Genomic DNA, 18669 nt, shown 5'->3' on the forward strand with positions numbered 1-18669 from the left:
GTTATGGGTAATAACCATTTAATCTATAATATGCAGCCGGTAAGCAGCTCTTATTTATGCAGGCAAATAACCGGCATGTTTTAATACGTAAATTGCATTACGTTAGATAAAATACAGCTATGATTGGCCTTCTCGTGCGTCAAGCATGTTGCCATTGCCATTGCCATTGCCATTGCCATTGCCTATGGCAGATTGGCTGTAATAAAACGCCGGAAGATTTTATATTGCCGATACTTATTTCTCAAAGGGTTCTCCCAGTGTCAGCATTAAACGATTGGCCCAGGCGAAAAAGGCGGTGGCTTGTACCAGATCCAGCAATTCCAGATCGCCTAACCCCAACTCCCGCAGCCGGGCGATATGCTCCGGCGCGGCCACGGCGGGGGTGGCGGACAACGCCGCGGCAAAATCGATTTCCGCCTGCCAGCGGGGGGATTGGCCGGCGCTCAATTTGACTCCTGGCTGCGTGTCCAGCAGGCGCTGGATGTCATCCGGCTGTTTGGATAATTGGGCGGCTTTGCGGGCATGCACCGAGGCGCAGTATATGCAGCCGTTGACTTTGCTGGCCACCGCCGCCGCCAGTTCCCGTTCCTGGCGAGCCAGGCCGCCGGCGGTATAGAAGATGCCTTTATCGGTGAGGGTGCGTTGCTCCAGGACCGGGAGATTGCGGCCGAGCAGGCGGAAATAATCGGAATCGGCATGGCCGTTGTGTTCAAGGGTCGCCTGTTGCTGCAAGGTAAATTCCTTCAGCGGCTTGGCGGCCAGCCACGGCTCCCAGCCCAGCTCCCGTTGGGTAAATGCATGGGGCGCGGGACGGCCGCCGTGGGTGGCGCCGACGGTACGCCAGGCGGCGGCGCCCACCGGCAGAGGCAGGGGGTTGTCCACGGGCTGTCCGGCTATTAAACGATAACCCCTCAGCAGTCGGCTCTGGAAGCTGACATAGGCCACCAACTGGGACAAGGTGACAATGGCATCCGGCCCCCAGCCCGCCCGGCGCAGCTCTTCCAGATGCGCCGGCGTGGCGGCGGAGGGATGGCGGCTGAGCCGTTCGGCGTGATGTAACGCGCTTTGCAGCCGGGAACCGCCGGTACCCGGATCGGGATTGGACAGACGACCGGCATAATGTGCGGTCAAACGGCTGTCTTCATGCCACTCAGCCACCTGGCGCGCCACCGCCAGCCGGTCCGGCAAGCTAAAATCTATGCCGTCGTCGGCGAACAGCGCCAGATAGCTGCCCTGAATATGCTGGGTCGCCGCATCGCGGGTAATGCGCGCCGCCGCCAGCGGCGAGTCCGGCGCAATGTCTGCCAGCCGATCGAGCAGATCCGCCGCCGTTAGGGTATGTGTCATCTGATGTCCTCAGGTAAAGGGTCGGTGCGGGGCGGCGTCAACTCCGTCGCGGGGCGTTGTCGTATCCATCCCAATGCGGGCGCCACCTGCCGGGCAATCAGTTCAATGGATCGCAGGATATAAGAATGGGGCGGATCGATGGAGTGCACCTGGAACGCCAGGTCTGTGACCCGCGCCAAGGCGCTGTCCCGTTGCAGGGAGGCCAGTACCTGTTCGGCGCTGCCGAGATGGACGTCAAACGCGGCGATAAAATCATCAAGCCGGTCGCCGGCAAGGGGTTGTCCGTTGGCGCGGGCATTTTCCGCCTGGCGGCGCAGTCCCGCTTCCGCCAGTTGCCGGGCCTGTTGGGGATTGTCGGTGACAAAGGCGGTGCGTGACCCGAGAATGCGCGGCGTCGCCCCGGCGGGCAGGGCATCAAGGTAGGCATCGATAATGGGATTCTGGATTTCGTCCAGGGGTAAATCGAGGCTATCGGCGGGACGCGGCTGGGTGCGGGATAACATCAGCCCGTCGCCGGCGGTTCCGGCGCGGGCGGCGCCGTCAACGGAGAAAGTGGCCTGCCATACCCGGCGGGCCAACTGCGGGGCCGGAGGATAGAGGCGGTTGCCGCCGTCGCTCAAGGTCTCGTTGCGCCAGGCCGATCGCAGGATGGCAAGATTGTCGGCATAGGCGGCGGCGCGTTCGTCGCTGAGCAGGCCGAACGGCGGGAAAGAGGACGGCGTGCCGCCGGACCCGAGTCCGACTTCCAGGCGTCCCTCCGCCAGCAGGTCAAGTACCGAGGTATCTTCCGCTACCCGCAGCGCCAGCTCCATCGGCAGGGTAATGACGCCGGTACCCAGGCGGATATGCCGGGTCCGCGCCGCCACATGGGCCAGAAACACCAGCGGCGCCGGCAGGCCGCCTTCGTCTTCATGGAAGTGATGCTGGGCCACCCAGGCGGTATCAAAACCCTGCGCCTCGGCATGGATAATCTGCTCCGCCGCCAGCAGGTAGCGCTGCCGCGGAGCGGCTTTATCCAGCAGGCGGGTGAAAAAACCTAAACGCTTAGCCGTCATGCATCGGTCCTCGATTGCCGCGGCGCGGGAAGGAGGGTTCCGCCCCGGCCGGGAATGGCGTTGATTAACTCCCGGGTATAGTCCGCCCCGGGATGGTCGAATATGTCGGCTACCGGACCGCAATCCACCTGCCGGCCCTTGAACAGGACCGAAACGCTGTGTGAGATTTGCCGCACCGTGGCCAGGTCATGGGAGATAAAGACGTACGTGAGCCCCAGCTCGGTTTGCAGATGCTGCAACAGCGCCAATATTTGCCCCTGTACGGTGACGTCCAGCGCCGATGTCGCTTCATCCAGCACCAGGATCTGCGGCTGCAGCACCAGGGCCCGGGCAATGGCCACCCGCTGCCGCTGTCCGCCGGATAATTCCCGTGGCCGGCGCGCCAGCAACGCCAAAGGCAGCGCGACGCGGTCGGCCGTCTCTTCCACCCGGCGCCGCCGTTCCGCCGGGGAGAGGGGGGCGAAGTTGCGCAAGGGCTCCTCGATTATCCTAAACAGGGTATAGGACGGATCGAGCGAGCCGAACGGGTTCTGGTAGACCAACTGGATTTTTTGACGAAACTGCCGCAGGGACTCGCCCTTAAGGCGGGCAATGTCAATGCCGTCAATGAGCACTCTACCTGCATCCGGCCGTTGAAAGCCGAGCAGAATGCGTGCCAAAGTGGTCTTGCCCGAACCGGACTCCCCCACCAGCGCATGGGTAGTGCCGCGTTCCACCACAAAGGACACCCGGTCCACCGCTCGCACTTCACCGCCCCCGCCGAGGCGGAAATTTTTAGCCGCTTCCTCCACCCGGATGATGGGCGCCGCGGCGTGCAGCCGATGCGGCTGGATGCGCGTTACGGCGGCAAGGGCCGGCGCATCGGCGAACAGTTGCCGGGTATAGGCGCTGGCCGGTGCCCGCAGCACATCGGCGGTGTTGCCCTGTTCCTGTACCCGCCCGTGACGCAATACCAGCAGTCGGTCGGCCCGTTCGGCCGCCACCGCCAGATCGTGGGTCACCAATAATACCGCGGTGCCATACTCCCGGCGCAGTTCGTCAATAAGGTCAAGGATCCGTTTTTGCACCGTGACATCCAGGGCGCTGGTGGGTTCGTCGGCAATGATCAGCGCCGGCTGCAGCGCGACGGCAATGGCAATCAGCACCCGCTGCTTCATGCCGCCGGAAAGCTCATGGGGATACTGGCCGGCCCGTTGCGCCGGATGGGATAAGCCGACCCGGGTCAGCAGTTCGATCACTTTGGCATCCCTCTCCCGGCGGGGCAGGCGGCGGTGGATATCGAGAATTTCCGCCACCTGGCTGCCGATGGTCTTCACCGGGTTAAGGGAGCTGGAAGGATCCTGCGGTATCAAGCTGATGCCCACGCCGCGCAGCGCATCGAGCCGGCGTTGCGGCCAGCGGCTGATATCGGCCCCGTTCAGACGGATGGTTCCCCGCTCCCGCCGGCCGTTTTCCGCCAACAGGCCGATAATGGCCTGGGCGGTGGTGGTTTTGCCGGACCCGGACTCTCCCACCAGCGCCAGCACCTCACCGGGATAAAGGCGAAAGGAGACGTCATGCACCACGCGCCGCTGTTCGCCGCCGCTGCGATAGGCAATACAAAGATCCTGTAGCTCCAGCACCGGTTCACGTTGGGGAATCAACGTGTCGGATCGCGCTAATATCAGGCTCATCGATGGCTCCTGGCGAATGAATGGCTGATTCGATTGGCGGCAAGCACCACCAGCACCACCACCAGGCCGGGGAAAGTGGTCAGCCACCAGGCGGTGGAAATGTAATTCCGGCCTTCGGCAATCAATAAACCCCATTCCGGCGTCGGCGGCGGGGTGCCGTAGCCCAGGAAACTCAGGGTGGAAATAGCCAGGATGGCATTGCCGAACTGCAGGGCGGAAAATGCCGTTACCGAGGTCAGGGAGTTGGGCAGGATATGGCGCCACAGCACGGCGGCAAAGGTGCCGCCGCTGCCGTAGGCGGCTTCCACATAGTCGCTGTGCCGCACCCGCACCACTTCCGCCCGGGCGAGGCGGGCGAAGTTGGCGATGGAGGTGATGCCTACGGCGATAGCCGCATGGACGGTACCGAAGCCCAGCAGGATAATAATGCTCAGGGAGAGCAGCAGGCCGGGTATGGACAGCAGAACATCAATAAAACGCATAATCAGGCTGTCGGTGCCCCGTCCCGCCGCGCCGGCAATGACCCCAAGGGCGGTGCCGGCCGTCAGCCCGAGCGCCACCGCCACCAGCGCGCCGGAGAGAGACCAGGCCGCGCCGTAAACGATGCGGGCGTACAGATCGCGCCCCAGCTGATCGGTGCCGAGCCAGTGACCGGCCGCCGGCGCCAGCCGCTGTGCGCCGGCAATGCCGTCGGTGCCGCTGTAAGGGGTGAAAAGTCCGGGGGCAAGGGCCCACAGAATCACCACTGCCATCACCAGCCAGGACAGCGCCAGGCCGGGCTGCCAGCGGAATAACCGGGAGCGGCGACGGGGTGGGGTTACAGCCTCGGGCGGCGGAGAGGCCGAAGGCGATGGCGTTTGGGTGTTCAGCGGCAGACTGCTCATAGGGCGGCTCCGGCGGGCATTTTCAGTCGGGGATCAAGGAGGGGATACAGCAGATCCACCAGCAGATTGATGGTCACAAACGCCGTGGCGGAAATCACCACAATGGCCTGCAGCACCGCCACGTCCTGGTTGTTCACCGCCTGTTGGGTCAACTGGCCCAGGCCGCTCAGGCCGAATACCGTTTCGGTTATCAAGGCGCCGGCGATCAGCTCGCCGAACAGCAAGGCGGCGATGGTGAGCGCCGGCAGCACCGCATTGCGCGCCACATGCCGCCAGAGCACGCCGGCCCGGCTGGCGCCCTTGGCCCGAGCCACCGCGACGAACGGCAGGGTTTGGACCTCATCGATACTGCGAATCAGGATTTGCGCCAGGGGCGCGCAAATCGGCACCGCCAGGGTCAGAATGGGCAATATCAGCCCTGCCCATTCGCCGGGGTTGATAACCGGCACCCATTTGAGCCGAAAGGAGAACACCTGAATCAGCACAATGCCCAGCCAGAAGGTGGGAACCGAAATAAATATGGAGGGCAGGGCATGCCATATTCCCCTCAGCCAGCGGACGGAAGTCAGTCCGGCCAGCAATGCCATGCCGCCAGCCAATATCGCCGCCAGCAGAAAACCGCACACCGCCAACCGTAGGGTAGGGGGGAGATTGGTGGTCAGTAATTGCGCCACCGGCACCCCGGTCTGTACGGAGTAACCGAAATCACCGCGGATAAAATCCACCAAGGTGTGCAGATATTGCCGCCATAGCGGCGCATCGGCGCCATAGACGGCGCGCATATCGGCGATCTGTGCCGGACTGAGGCCCATGTCCGGATTCTGGAACTTGATCAGAATAGCGTCGCCGGGCAGGACCTGCAGCAGGAAAAAAGAGAGGGTGAACGCCGCCCAGAGCACCAGCAGGGCCTGTCCCAGGCGGCCGTACAGATAACGATGCATGCTCTGCGCTCCTTAATGCTTATCCAGCCAGGCGCCGTAAAATGCCGGCCGGCCGACGGCCTCGAAGCTGACACCCTTAAGATAGGGTGCGCCGGCGAAGACCTGCGGCTCTTCAAATATCGGGATCACATAGGCCTGATCCAGCAAATATTTTTGCGCCTCTCCCGCCAGCGCCAGTCTTTTTTGCCCATCCACTTCGGCTGAAATCGCCACCAGCAGAGAATTAAGCTTATCGTCGCTGAAGTTCTGCACCTTGCTGCTCAGGCCGCCTTTTTGCAGCAGCGCGTCGCGATTGGTGGGATAAAACTGGCTTTTAATCACATCCGGATCGGCCCGTCCCACTTCCACCACGTTTGCCGGCGTTTTAAGCGGGTCCAGGCTGTCGGCGGTTTTGCTGCCGGCATCGCCGGCCAGGATGTTCAGTCGCGCTCCTACTTTGCTCCATTGCTGGGAAACCAGCTGCAGCACCTCTTTATTCTGCGGCTGCGGCGGCGATTCATACACCGACAGCACCAGCGAATGACCCTCTTTTTGGCGTATACCGTCCGTACCCGGCTTCCAGCCCGCCTGATCCAGCAACTGCGCGGCCAGCTGCGGATCGTAGGTCAATTTATCCGCCAGATTGATATACCCCGCCGCCGGCGCGGCGATCACCGAGGTCGCCCGCGGATAGTGCGGCGAAAACAGCGTATTGACGATTTGACCGGTATCGGTGGCGTGCAGCAGCGCCTGGCGCACCCGCACATCCGCTACCAGCGGATTATCCGGCCTGAATGAGATGCCGTCGTTGACGCCGCGGGTCGGCGCGGCATAGATGATAAAATGCTGCCCCTCGGCCTGCTTTTCATCATAGGCCTGCACCTGGCGGATAAAGTCGGCCTGGCCCGCCAGCAGCGCCCCTATGCGCACACTGTCTTCCGGCGTGATAATGAACTTGATGCCGTCAAGGTTCGCCCGACCCTGCTGCGCCAGCGTTTTCGGCCCCCAGCGATAATCGTCCCGCACCCGCAAATCTACCTCCCGGCCCAGGGTTTCATTGCTCACCACAAAGGGGCCTGAGCCGATGATATGCCGGGCATCACCCAGCGCATCGAAATTCTGCGCCAGGGTGGCCGGCGAGACTAAGCCTGAGCCGATGGTAGAGGTACCTTGCAAAAATCCCGGCGATGATTTCTTAAAATAAAATTTAACGGTCAGCGGGTCGATCACTTCGCTGTGATCGTAATTATTGATGACTTCGGATACCGGCAGATGCAGCTGTTTATTCCCCAGGCCGAAGGTATCGAAATTCTTCGCCACGGCGGCGGCGTCCAGGGGTTTCCCGTCGGAGAACGTCACGCCGGGGCGGATTTTGAACGTGTATTGGGTTTTATCGTCGTTGCTGGTCCAGGATTCGGCAATCCAGGGCTCGATGGCCAGGGTCTTGGGGTTTTGATAGGTCAATTTATCGGTAATCTGGTTGAGAATGCCGCCGTTTGGGTAAAATCCCCCCGCCGGCGGATAGAGATTGGTATGCGCCTGCTGCTCAAGATAAATCAGGGTGCCGCCTTTTACCGGCGCGTTTTCCACGGCCAGGGCGTTTAATGAGCTCATCCCCAGGGCTAATGCCATCCCCCGTGCCAGGCCGTGACCGACAGCGCTCAAACGGAATATATTCTGCATAATGACTTCCTTTAAGTAGTGACGGTCAAATGTAGTGCCTGCTTAAATATGATCAAAGTCAATATCCGGCAAATAAAGGTCCGGCAAAAAGAATTTATTTCAATATTCAAAATCGAAAAACGCATAAGAAGAATTAACTATAACTAATACGATATCGTTTCTTCAGCCCGCTTACGGCTTACCCTATTATCCCGAGGATTATTAGCCCGTTAAATAGTGAATAAGAAATAATCAAAATAATTAATCGGCATAATGTGGTTTATTCAGCGGCGGAAAAAAGGATCGACGGGTTATGATCGTTCTGACGAACGTTTCTAAGGTATTCAAAGATAATAATGAGCCCATCGTCGCCGTCGATAATGTCAGCCTGCGGGTAGAGCGGGGACAGATCTACGGCATTATCGGCTATAGCGGGGCGGGGAAAAGCACCCTCATCCGTTTGCTGAACGGTCTGGAAAAGCCCAGCGCCGGGTCGGTCTTGGTGGCCGGGCAGGATATCGCCCGGGCCAGCGGCGAAAGCCTGCGGCAGGCGCGGTTGAAAATCAGCATGATTTTCCAGCATTTTAATTTGCTGTGGTCACGGAACGTCAGCGAAAACATCGCTTTTTCCATGCAGATAGCCGGCACGCCCAAGGCCGCCATCCGGCAGCGGGTGGCGGAACTTATCGCGCTGGTGGGTTTGCAGGGACGGGAACACGCCTACCCTTCGCAGCTCAGCGGCGGGCAAAAACAGCGTGTGGGTATCGCCCGTGCGCTGGCGAACAGCCCGGCGGTACTGTTATGCGACGAGGCCACCTCGGCGCTGGATCCGCAAACCACCGATTCCATACTCGACCTGCTGCTGGATATCAACCGCCGGCTGAATCTCACCATTGTGCTTATCACCCATGAAATGCATGTGGTGCGCAAGATTTGCGAACGGGTGGCGGTGATGGATAACGGACGCGTAGTGGAAGAAGGCGACGTCTTGAATGTCTTCACCCATCCGCAGCAGCCCATTACCCGGCAATTTGTGAAGCAGGTCAGCCAGTACCGGGAACCGCTGCCGGATTTGGCCCCGGAACTGCTGCAAAACCTGCCCGGCGTGGTATTGAAGCTGACGTTTCTCGGCCTGAGCGTCCGCCGGCCAGTGGTGGGAGAGCTGACGCTGCGCTATAACCTACCGTTTAACATCCTGCACGGTAATGTCACGCAGACCGCCAACGGCATCTTTGGCGAATTATGGCTGCATGCTGAAATCGATCCCGGCCGGCTTGACAATATTCTGGCGGATCTGCGTCAACACAACATTACCGCGGAGGTGGTGGAACATGCTTGAGCATTTCTTTCCACACGTCCAGCTCGATCAAGTATGGGCGGCCACCGCGGAAACCCTCTATATGACCGCGCTGTCGGGCATTGCCACCTTTGCGCTGGGCATCGCGCTGGGACTGGCGCTGTTTCTCACCGCCCGCGGCGGACTGTTTCAGCGTCCCGCCGCCTACCGGGTGATTTCGGCGCTGGTGAATGTGTTCCGGTCCATCCCCTTCATTATTTTAATCGTGCTGCTGATCCCTTTTACCAAGGTTCTCATCGGCACCATTTTGGGCGCCAACGCGGCCCTGCCGGCGCTGATTGTCGGCGCCGCGCCTTTTTACGCCCGCCTGGTGGAGATCGGCCTGCGGGAAGTGGATAAAGGCGTCATCGAGGCATCACGCGCCATGGGCGCCCGCGTCGGTACGCTTATATTTCGGGTTTTACTGCCGGAGTCGTCGCCCGCCCTGGTTTCCGGCATCACCGTCACCCTGATTGCGCTGGTGAGCTACAGCGCCATGGCCGGTGTTATCGGCGCCGGCGGATTGGGAAATCTGGCCTATCTGGAAGGATTCCAGCGTAACCACAACGACGTCACCCTGGTGGCGACCCTGATGATCTTGATCATCGTGTTCGTCATTCAGTTATTGGGCGACGTCATCACCTCACTGCTTGATAAACGTTAAACAGACCGGGATAAACCATGAATAAAACCTTCACAATACTGGCCGCCGCCACCCTTGCCGCCCTCAGCCTCTCCGCCTCGGCCTGGGCCGATACGCTCAGGGTGGGCGCATCCAATGTACCCCATGCTGAAATCCTTGAGCAGGCAAAACCCATACTGGCGAAACAAGGCATCGACCTGGAGATTAAACCGTTCCAGGACTACATCCTGCCCAATACCGCCCTTGCGGACCATGACATCGATGCCAACTATTTTCAGCATGTGCCATATCTTAACAGCGTGCTCAAGGATCATGCCGGGGATAAAAACTATGACTTCGTCAGCGCCGGCGCGATTCATATCGAACCCATCGGCATCTATTCAAAACGCTATAAAAGCCTGAAGGACCTGCCGCAGAACGGCAAGGTCATCATGCGCGATTCGGTGGCGGAAGAGGGGCGAATCTTGTCGATCTTCGAACGGGAAGGGGTAATTAAACTGAAACCGGGCGTCAGCAAGGTGGATGCGCGGATAACCGATATCACCGATAACCCGAAACATCTTCAGTTCTTGCCGAATATAGAAGGCTCGCTGCTGCCGCAGATGTATAACAATGATGAAGGGGACGCGGTGGTCATCAACGCCAACTATGCCATTGATGCCGGACTCAATCCGGTAAAAGATCCCATCGCGGTTGAAAGCGGCGAAAATAACCCTTACGCCAATATCATTACCGTTCATCGCGGAGATGAGAACAAACCGGATATCAAGGCGCTGGTGAAGGTGCTTCACTCCAAAACCATCCAGGATTTTATCCGCCAGAAATACAAAGGCGCGGTCATTCCGGTCAACGGTTAAATCAAGCGCCCCATGGCATGGTAAGCCCGCTATCACCGATCGCGCAGCGAACGTGTTAAAGGGAGACCGTGCTGATGGGGTCGAAGCGGGCGTGGTTTTACCGCCCGCCGGAGCGCCCCACAGCGCGGTAGGCCCGCGATCGCCGATCGCGCAGCGGACGTGTTAAAGGGAGACCGTGCTGATGGGGTCGAAGCGGGCGTGGTTTTACCGCCCGCCGGAGCGCCCCACAGCGCGGTAGGCCCGCGATCGCCGATCGCGCAGCGGACGTGTTAAAGGGAGACCGTGCCATGGGGTCGAAGCGGGCGTGGTTTTCCCGCCCCGCGGGCGCCTGTAAAAATTTACCAGCCCTTTACCGCATCGCCGTGATAAATTTTATCCGCCGCAGCGGCCACTTCATCGGTCTGATAGGCCTTCACCAAATTCTTCACCTTATCGCTGTCTTTATTATCCTCTCGCGCCACGATCAAATTAACGTAAGGCGACTCTTTATCCTCGATAAACAGACCGTCTTTATGAGGAGATAAACCAATCTGCGTCGAATAGTTGGTATTGATGACCGCCAAATCCACTTTGCCGTCATCCAGCGTACGCGGCAGCTGGGCCGCTTCAATTTCGACAATTTTAAGATGCTTCGGATTATCGACGATATCCAGCGACGTAGGCTGCAGGCTGGTGCCGTTTTTCAGCGAGATCAGACCGGTTTTCTGCAATAATAATAATGAACGCCCCAGATTGGTGGGATCGTTGGGAATAGCCACTTGAGCGCCATCCGGTAACTCGGCAACGGATTTATATTTGCGTGAATAACCGGCAATGGGATAGACAAATGTCTTGCCCACCGCCGCGAGTTTATAACCATGCTCTTTAATCTGCTGCGCCAGATAAGGGCCGTGCTGAAAAGAATTGGCATCCGTATCGCCGGAATTCAGCGCCTCGTTAGGCAACACATAGTCGGTGAAGGTGACAGTCTCCACGTCCAGGTTATACTTCTCTTTAGCCACTTTTTTTACCGCATCCCATAACGGCTGATCGATACCCGCGCTAATACCGACTTTAATATGGTTAGCGTCTTTATCGGCTTTATCACAGGCGGTTAACGTCAAAGACGAAGCAATAATGCCCGCCAGGGCCAGGCACTTTAATATTGATGACATAATAAGAAAACTCCGGAATAATTAATTTTTTTGCCCAGGAAGGTATTTTATCCTTACCGACAAGAGTACCGCAAAACCCGGCATGACTTTATTGCCGATTGTGCATTAGTTAATATCAAATTGTTCTGTGATATTCCATTGATGAATACCACCAAGGGACGCAAACGATTGCCTGCACCGGTGTCAAGCTTATGAATCCTCCTTAGGGCCTGCTTGGAAAGAAATAACGGGGGGTTATTATGATTTCGCACAACTTGTATAAAAATAAAAAAATGTGTTGCTTATGTTACGTCTATAGCGACTAACTTCACATATATATAATTTTTACATCAATTAATACAATTGTAATGTTATTTCGACCATACTGTTTAACCAGCAGTCCATTTTTAACCCGTAGCCTATTTCCCAGGTGATCAGCATGGTACAACTTTCCGCGTATGCTCGCAGCAGGAGCATCAGTGACCCGACCCTTTCAGCCTATCCCGCCGAATTGGCGTTGAGCGAGCTGTTCTTGCAACAGGCCGCCCTTAACAAGACCCGGCCCGCCATTATCACCCCCCAGCGGATTTTGCACTATGGGGAATTGGCGCGGGATGCCGTCTCACTGGCGGCTTATCTGCGCCACCAGGGGGTGGATTCGGCCACCACGGTGGGGATCATGCTGCCTCCCGGCGTTGAGCATATTACCTGCCAGGTGGCGATTATGCTGGCCGGTGGCTGTTGTTTACCGCTGGACCCGTTCTTAGCGGACGATCGGCTCAATGGGATATTGCGGGACTCGCGGGTTTTATTAACCCTCTCTGATGCCTTAACGCTTCGACGCTCCCTGGCGACGCGCTATATCGTTTTCGAACAGGTGGCGGTGGGGGACGGAAACGATCAGGATTTCATTCCCTTGCGTCACGGCATCTCACAGCCCTCACACCGGTTTTACCGGTCGGATATTCAGAAAACCATCCCGGTTTATCCTCTTGATATCTTTCGCCAGGCCCTGGACTCGCGGCATGTTCATTTTAGTCATGAAGACCGGGTAGCGGCCATCGCGCCCATGACCGCTGTGGCGTCGCTGTTTGAAATCTGGGGCGCGCTGCTTAACGGCGCGGCAACGGTGGTCATGCCCGACAGCTGGGTTAACGATCCCCGCCGGTTCGAAACGGCTCTGCGGGAATTTGCCATCAGCATTCTGCGCGCCTCTCCCGCCATGTTCAATCTGCTGGCAAGTATCCGTCCCGACTGTTTCGGTCAGCTCAATTATCTGCTGGTGGGAGGGGAATCGGTAAATGCGCACAGTATGCGGCGGGTGTTGCAATATGGGCCGCCCCGGCATCTGCTCTATGGCGACGGCAGCGATGCGGGCACCCGGCTGATGCTTGCCGAAAGCACGGAACATTGAGCGTCCGGCAGTTGATTCAAAACGATGTCAAGCCTGCCGTTGCCAGAGTTGCAGCATCTGGGTTTCCATCAGGGCGGGATCCCGCCTGAGACTCGCCCACACATCCCTGGCGCGCTGGTCCGCCAGCACATGATTTTGTCCCTGGCGGATGCCTTCCAGCGTCTGTTCGGCCACCTGTTCGGGGGAGACCTTGGCGCTGTCGATGTGGGTGGTCATATCGGTATCGATAAACCCGGCGTAAACGCCGACGACCTGTGTCCCTTGATCATGCAATTGAATGCGCGCCCCGTCGGTCACCGCCAGCGCGGCATGCTTGGACGCGCCGTAGGTGGCGTTCAGCGGTGAGGTAAACCAGCTTACCACTGACAGCATATTGACGATGGCGCCGCCGCCGTTGGCGGCCAACAGCGGCGCAAATGCCGTGATCATCCGCTGCACGCCGTAAACGTTCACTTCCATCTCCTGCCGCATGGCCTCTTCGGCGCCTTCCGCCAGTATCGGACTTTGCAACAGAATGCCGGCATTATTGATAAGCAGAGTGACATCCGGGCACTGCCGCGCCGCGGCCGTGACGTCCTGCCGGGAAGTCACATCCAGTTTTACCGCTATCAGCCGCGGGTCGGTAATGGCAACGCCGTCGGGATCCCGCGCCGCCGCATAGACTTTGGCCGCGCCCGCCGCCAGCAGAGCCTGGGCATAGGCTTGGCCAAGGCCCCGATTCGCCCCGGTAACCAGGGCAATGCTCCCTTCAATGTTCATGACATTGTCCTCTTATCCCACATGCATCAGCGTCAGTAAGGTGGTGATAATAATAATACTGATGAAAACCGAAATGGAACCGGTAAAGCTGGAAACGGAACCGAACTTGCTCGCTCTGGCGGTAAATACCGGCGCCAGTGAGGAGACCGGCGCAAATACCGTTACCGCCAGCACCTGGCGGATTTCCAGCGGCAGCGGCGTGCAAAAATAAAACAGCGCCGAGAAGAGCGCGCCGGCGGCGTAACGTAGCACCAGCACTTTATAGACGCTTCTCAGCTGCGAACGGTCGATATTGATTTCCAGCATCATGCCGATGATAAGCATCGCGATAAAGGGATTGGCATTGCCCACCATGGTGGTGAGGATAGTCACCTGACTGGGCAGGTGATAGCCGAACAGGGCGGCCAGCAGCAGCAGGACGTACACATCGAAGGGAATGGAGGAGAACAGTCGCTGGAACGTGCTTTTTAATCCGGTACTGGTGCCGATGGCATTTGATGCGGCCACGTAGCTGCCGCCGGTACAGATAATGGAATTGCCGGCATCGAACAGACAGGTGGCGACAATCCCCACCGGCCCCAAAAAGCTCTGCACATACGGCAGGGTAAAACAGCCGATGTTATAGCCGGGGGAATTGATCATATAAAAGACTTTTGTATCGTTGTCCCGTTTACGGCTCAACATAAACCCGGCGAACAATAGCAGAATATTACAGACAAAACCGATAACCACCAGGATCAGCAGGCTGTGATCCACATTAAAACTGGAGAATCCGTTGATAACCGCCGCCGGCAGAGTGAGATTCATCATTATTTTCGACAGGGCGATACTGTCGGATCGCTGCAGCACTCCGTACTTTTTTAACAGATATCCTACAACAATGATCAGAAAGAATGAGAACGCTTTTATAAGAACATCAATCATGTGCATCGTCCGGAGAATATCCGACATGTTTACCTGTCGGTTCCTTCCCGCTGGTAAGGATAAATCGTCATGATATTTATCATACCATTACAGGATGTAAACGTTGCACAATTTTCAGTCTAGGATAACGGGAGCTTTTCGCGGGCAAGGTCGTTGATTTGCCTGGCATTCAGCAGAGTTTCCGGAAATCCCCGGCGGGCCAGATTAAGCATCGCCAACCCCATTACTTCAGTGGTTAGAATAGCACCGGGCCACAGGGGGCGAATCAATGACAGCAGCGGGCCCAGGAAACTGTAAAAAAAGCGGTAAAAGGGGGTTTTGGACACCGCGCCGTGCCGGGGCAGGATGATGCCGGGCCGAAGTATATAGACACTCTTAAACGCCAGCGTCCGTAAGGCATTTTCCGTGCCGCCCCGCACCCGCGCCCACATGGTGCGGCTTTTGCCGCTGCTGTCGGCGCCGGAGCCGGACAAATAAACAAATGTCATCAAGGGATTCTGCACTGCCAGCGCCGTGGCGGCGGCCAAGGTCATATCATGGGTAATCCGGGTATATTCCTGCTCGCTTTTGCCCACGGAGCTGACGCCGAGGCAAAAAAAGCAGGCGTCAAGTCCGGTAAGCGTTGAGGTGATGGCGCCATAATGGAGCATATCTTCCTGAATGACGGTTTGCAGCTTGAAGTGCTGAACGGTGGGGGCCTTTCGGCCCACCGCGATAACAGAAGTCACATCTTCAGCCCGGAGGCATTCCCGCAATACGCCTTGACCCACCATGCCGGTGGCTCCCCAGATAATCACTTTCATACCTTGTTCTCCGCCGGCCTTAAGCCGATGACATAACCGGCGGACACCGGTTGCGCCATCTATAAATGAGTAATCACTCAATTATATGCGGGGTAAAGTATAAAGCAAGTGATTCAGCCGCAGGCTCAGCGCCAGCCGCCGGATGCGGCGATCCGTTCGCCGGTCAGCCAGGCCGCGTCGTCGGAGGCCAGGAATACCGCCACTTTAGCAATATCCGTCGGCTGCCCGAAGCGGCCCAGCGGCGTCTGCGCCACCAGGGTCTTTTCAAAATCGCTGCCCACCACGCCCACCGTCGTCGCGCCTTCCGTCTCCACGCCCCCCGGCGCAATGGCATTAACCCGGATATGTCTGGGACCCAATTCCCGCGACAGCTCTACGGTGAGGGTATCGACAGCGCCTTTGGTGGCGGAATAGATGGCGGAACCCGCTGTGGGGTTGGTGCTGACCACTGAGCTGATATTGATAATGCTGCCCCCTTGCGGACCGAAATATTTCAGCGCTTCCTGGACGGCTAAAAAAATCCCCAGCACGTTGATATTGAATTGCCGATGGAATTCCTCTTCGGTGGCTTCTTCGATAGAGTCGAACTTAAAGACCCCGGCATTGTTCACCAGGATGTCCGGTGCGCCGAATACGTCTTTAGTGGTAAGAAACAGCTGGCGCACGTCGGCTGCTTTGGCCACGTCACCCTGCACCGCAACGGCTTTGCCGCCGTTGGCGACGATTTCCGCCACCACCCGATCGGCCCCTTCACGGCTGGAGGCATAATTCACCACCACTGATGCGCCGGCGGCGGCATAGGCCTTGGCGATGGCGGCGCCGATGCCTTTGGAGGCGCCGGTGACGATAGCGATTTTATCTGTAAGTTGGCTCATATGGGGCTCCGAAGATTAAGTTTAAGTACATTAGTTCGGTTTTATTGAACTAATATAGTTCGTAAAATATGAACTAATGGACTCTTTGTCAATACTCTGTTATAAATATTTTCATGAGACCGATAATTCACCCCGCAGCCAGTGATATTACCGTCGAGGGTATCCTGCATGCCTTGGCGGATCCTGTGCGCGCCCGGATTTTTGTAGAAATCGCCCGGGGCGATTGCGCGCAAACCTGTTCGGCATTTCTGGAAGTCAGCGACCGTTGCGTACCTAAATCCACGTTGTCCCAGCACTTCAAGGTGCTGAGGGAAGCCGGGCTTATACGCAGCGTCCGCAAGGGCGTGGAAATGTACAATATGCCGCGCCATGACGATCTGCATGAACGTTTCGGCGGGCTGATCAGCGCCATTATCGAGGCTTATACCGCTCAATACCAACGGGCAAGATTGGCGGATCGCGAGGCCGGCCAGGGAGCCGATAGTGATAGCCTGCCGGAAAGCCGTCCTGCCGAGGGATAACGCCCCGGTGGCCATGTCGCCCCTTTATATGTTTGCTTGCCGGGACATTACTTTTTAATCCTATATTGAATTCAAAAGATATATTCCTTCTCTCATCCTGATTAAGCTGGAACCATCCCTATCGCGGCTGTCGCGATATATACCTCACTTTTCACAATTGATGACCTGTATATGCCGGCCGCCGGCGAGGATTTTTGACATGGATAATGTTTCTAAAACGAATAACGGCCTAAAGCAAAAATTTACCGTCACGCCCTGTATGGCTGGATTAACCGAGACTCCGGGCATGGCGACAAACGCTAAACTGGCGGGCGGGTTGGTCAAGGTCACTAATGACAGCCTTGCCGCCGCAAACATAAAAAGCGATGCGCAGCGCAAACCTAGGCCTGTCGCCCTGATGTATGGATTCATGGGGGTGCGGGATCTTGAACGGGCGGACGGCGTCGATAAAATCACCGTCGACCTGCTTAACAGAGCGCTCATGCTTGCCCATGGTAACTTATCTTCAAATAAAATACTTGAAATTCAAAAAGGTATAAAGGTCAGAGGTAGCGCGGTCAGGCAGTTTGCCCAGACGACGCAAATCGATGATGAAACCGCCAGGTATTTACTACGCTCCTGGTCCGCTTACCTTCAACGGGAATATGACTTCATTTCACTGCAGTCGACATTGAGAAAAAGAGTCGCAAAACACACGCTATCCAATCGCGAAAATTTTAAATGCCTGGTTAAAAAAAATCATGCCGTAGGCCCGAAACTGGATTCAAATGAACTAAAAGATATAAGGTTTTTATTTGATAAGTTTATGATATTGGGTGATACGGAGGGTTTTATTGCCTTGCAGAACTATAAATCACCCAATAAAGAGCGAATTGCAGGTATTTTCAGCAGCATGTTTTTTAGAAGGTCATCCAAATTAGGACTTAAATGGAGCAAGGAAAATAATATTTCAGTTATTTTCGATATGGATTTTACCCCTAAACAGGCATTTAAAAAAAACCGCAATTCCTATCAGCCCATTACTTTTTCCGAGTATAAATTCTATAAAAAAAATCATTTTGAAAATGTTACTGAACGACCATTACTTAGTCAAGAATTGCCGTTTTATCTTCAGTGTTTGGGCGGAGGTATACCCTGGGAATATCCTGTACGCTATGGATAAACAAATGGTCATAATTGGTGGTTAGTCAGTGACGCCTTCTGTCGGCTATCATATGCGGCATTTAACGTTTTTCATTCAATCTTAATGGTTTTAATGGGGATAATATGGAAAAGCCAACCGGCCCGGCGCTGTCTAACAATAAACCGCAGCTCGTTGATCATTTGCGCTTCCACCGGCGGAATCACCACCTTGCCGCGCCGTTCGGCAACGGCTGGTTCGCCCGCAAAGCGGAAGCGTTTGCGCGTTTTTTTGGTACGCCGATGTTTCTCGGCGCGCAAACCTTCATCGTTGTCGCCTGGATAGTGGTCAATGTTTCGGGACTCGCCAAGTTCGACCTTTATCCGTTTATCCTGCTCAATCTGGCCTTCAGCTTGCAGTCTGCCTACGCCGCGCCGTTGATATTGCTGGCGCAAACGCGCCAGGCGGAACGGGATAAGGCCAATGCCGATGCCGATGCCCAGCACCGGGAGGCACTGGCGGTCGCCAACGCGGAGCGCCAGGAACTGTCGGCGCAAACCTCCGCGCAGATGATGGCCCTGCTGGAACAAAATACCGAGCTGACGGCGTTGACCAAACAGCTGAGCGAACGTATTGAAGTGCTGGCTGCCGAACTGCACGACAAGCTGCTGCAAAATGCGTCGTCCTGACGCAAAACCGTCAGACTGTTTAAGCGCCGCCGCATTCTTCGTGGCGATACCTAA

18 protein-coding genes are annotated in these 18669 nt (G+C 56.9%); 7 read left to right on the top strand and 11 right to left on the bottom strand.

Features of this window, described 5'->3' with window-relative positions; genetic code table 11:
- Positions 1-234: 234 nt before the first annotated feature.
- The 6 genes from ACL2XO_RS07380 to ACL2XO_RS07405 are packed head-to-tail and all read right to left on the bottom strand — an operon-like array spanning position 235 to position 7562.
- Positions 235-1347, bottom strand: coding sequence for an alkylhydroperoxidase domain protein (locus ACL2XO_RS07380; RefSeq protein ID WP_413742470.1), 1113 nt, complete (start codon positions 1345-1347; stop codon positions 235-237).
- Entirely contained in the window at positions 1344-2402 is a 1059-nt protein-coding gene (locus ACL2XO_RS07385; RefSeq protein ID WP_413742471.1) for a putative FMN-dependent luciferase-like monooxygenase, read from the bottom strand. Before ACL2XO_RS07385 ends, ACL2XO_RS07380 begins: the two co-directional genes overlap by 4 nt.
- On the bottom strand, positions 2399-4075 hold the full coding sequence (locus ACL2XO_RS07390; protein ID WP_413742472.1) for a dipeptide ABC transporter ATP-binding protein: 1677 nt from the start codon (positions 4073-4075) through the stop codon (positions 2399-2401). The genes ACL2XO_RS07385 and ACL2XO_RS07390 overlap by 4 nt, the downstream gene beginning before the upstream one ends.
- Positions 4072-4959, bottom strand: coding sequence for an ABC transporter permease (locus ACL2XO_RS07395; RefSeq protein ID WP_132923062.1), 888 nt, complete (start codon positions 4957-4959; stop codon positions 4072-4074). The genes ACL2XO_RS07390 and ACL2XO_RS07395 overlap by 4 nt, the downstream gene beginning before the upstream one ends.
- Positions 4956-5900 carry an ABC transporter permease gene (locus ACL2XO_RS07400; protein ID WP_413742473.1) on the bottom strand — a complete coding sequence of 315 codons (945 nt, stop codon included), beginning with the start codon at positions 5898-5900 and terminating at the stop codon, positions 4956-4958. Before ACL2XO_RS07400 ends, ACL2XO_RS07395 begins: the two co-directional genes overlap by 4 nt.
- 12 nt (positions 5901-5912) lie before the next feature.
- Positions 5913-7562: a TIGR04028 family ABC transporter substrate-binding protein gene (locus ACL2XO_RS07405; RefSeq protein WP_413726791.1), complete on the bottom strand. Its 1650-nt coding sequence runs from the start codon at positions 7560-7562 to the stop codon at positions 5913-5915.
- Between the two features lie 292 nt (positions 7563-7854).
- On the opposite strand from ACL2XO_RS07405, the gene ACL2XO_RS07410 reads away from it, so the two are divergent.
- Genes ACL2XO_RS07410 through ACL2XO_RS07420 form a run of 3 tightly spaced genes read left to right on the top strand, consistent with a single transcriptional unit; the run spans position 7855 to position 10377 of the window.
- Positions 7855-8880, top strand: coding sequence for a methionine ABC transporter ATP-binding protein (locus ACL2XO_RS07410; RefSeq protein WP_132923059.1), 1026 nt, complete (start codon positions 7855-7857; stop codon positions 8878-8880).
- Positions 8873-9541, top strand: coding sequence for a methionine ABC transporter permease (locus ACL2XO_RS07415; protein ID WP_203522505.1), 669 nt, complete (start codon positions 8873-8875; stop codon positions 9539-9541). Before ACL2XO_RS07410 ends, ACL2XO_RS07415 begins: the two co-directional genes overlap by 8 nt.
- A 17-nt stretch (positions 9542-9558) precedes the next feature.
- Positions 9559-10377: a MetQ/NlpA family ABC transporter substrate-binding protein gene (locus ACL2XO_RS07420; RefSeq protein WP_132923057.1), complete on the top strand. Its 819-nt coding sequence runs from the start codon at positions 9559-9561 to the stop codon at positions 10375-10377.
- Positions 10378-10715: 338 nt separating this feature from the next.
- Here the strand turns inward: ACL2XO_RS07420 and metQ are convergent, their stop codons facing one another.
- On the bottom strand, positions 10716-11531 hold the full coding sequence (metQ, locus tag ACL2XO_RS07425) for a methionine ABC transporter substrate-binding lipoprotein MetQ (RefSeq protein ID WP_413742474.1): 816 nt from the start codon (positions 11529-11531) through the stop codon (positions 10716-10718).
- A 418-nt stretch (positions 11532-11949) separates the two neighbouring features.
- Here metQ and ACL2XO_RS07430 point away from each other — a divergent pair, with 418 nt between their 5' ends.
- On the top strand, positions 11950-12924 hold the full coding sequence (locus ACL2XO_RS07430; protein WP_413742475.1) for an AMP-binding protein: 975 nt from the start codon (positions 11950-11952) through the stop codon (positions 12922-12924).
- 27 nt (positions 12925-12951) lie between these two features.
- Here ACL2XO_RS07430 and ACL2XO_RS07435 read toward each other — a convergent pair whose 3' ends face one another.
- The 4 genes from ACL2XO_RS07435 to ACL2XO_RS07450 form a co-directional block, all read right to left on the bottom strand.
- A complete protein-coding gene (locus tag ACL2XO_RS07435; RefSeq protein WP_413726795.1) occupies positions 12952-13683 on the bottom strand; it encodes an SDR family oxidoreductase in 732 nt (243 codons plus the stop codon).
- Between the two features lie 12 nt (positions 13684-13695).
- Positions 13696-14607 (bottom strand): AEC family transporter, encoded by a 912-nt coding sequence (locus ACL2XO_RS07440; RefSeq protein WP_132923053.1) that lies wholly within the window; start codon positions 14605-14607, stop codon positions 13696-13698.
- A gap of 119 nt (positions 14608-14726) precedes the next feature.
- On the bottom strand, positions 14727-15410 hold the full coding sequence (locus tag ACL2XO_RS07445) for an NAD(P)H-binding protein (RefSeq protein ID WP_413742476.1): 684 nt from the start codon (positions 15408-15410) through the stop codon (positions 14727-14729).
- Between the two features lie 125 nt (positions 15411-15535).
- Complete coding sequence (locus ACL2XO_RS07450) at positions 15536-16285, bottom strand: SDR family NAD(P)-dependent oxidoreductase (RefSeq protein ID WP_413742477.1); 750 nt, start codon at positions 16283-16285, stop codon at positions 15536-15538.
- Positions 16286-16398: 113 nt separating this feature from the next.
- Between ACL2XO_RS07450 and ACL2XO_RS07455 the strand changes: the two genes are divergently transcribed.
- The 3 genes from ACL2XO_RS07455 to ACL2XO_RS07465 all read left to right on the top strand — a co-directional run bounded on the left by ACL2XO_RS07455 (position 16399) and on the right by ACL2XO_RS07465 (position 18615).
- Positions 16399-16806 (top strand): ArsR/SmtB family transcription factor, encoded by a 408-nt coding sequence (locus tag ACL2XO_RS07455; RefSeq protein ID WP_132923050.1) that lies wholly within the window; start codon positions 16399-16401, stop codon positions 16804-16806.
- A gap of 199 nt (positions 16807-17005) precedes the next feature.
- Positions 17006-17968, top strand: coding sequence for a hypothetical protein (locus tag ACL2XO_RS07460; protein ID WP_413742478.1), 963 nt, complete (start codon positions 17006-17008; stop codon positions 17966-17968).
- A 104-nt stretch (positions 17969-18072) separates the two neighbouring features.
- Positions 18073-18615 (top strand): DUF1003 domain-containing protein, encoded by a 543-nt coding sequence (locus ACL2XO_RS07465; RefSeq protein WP_413726799.1) that lies wholly within the window; start codon positions 18073-18075, stop codon positions 18613-18615.
- Positions 18616-18669 lie beyond the last annotated feature (54 nt).

This window comes from Sodalis sp. RH15 (genome assembly GCF_047324255.1).
GTDB classification, from domain to species: Bacteria; Pseudomonadota; Gammaproteobacteria; order Enterobacterales; family Enterobacteriaceae; genus Acerihabitans; species Acerihabitans ligni.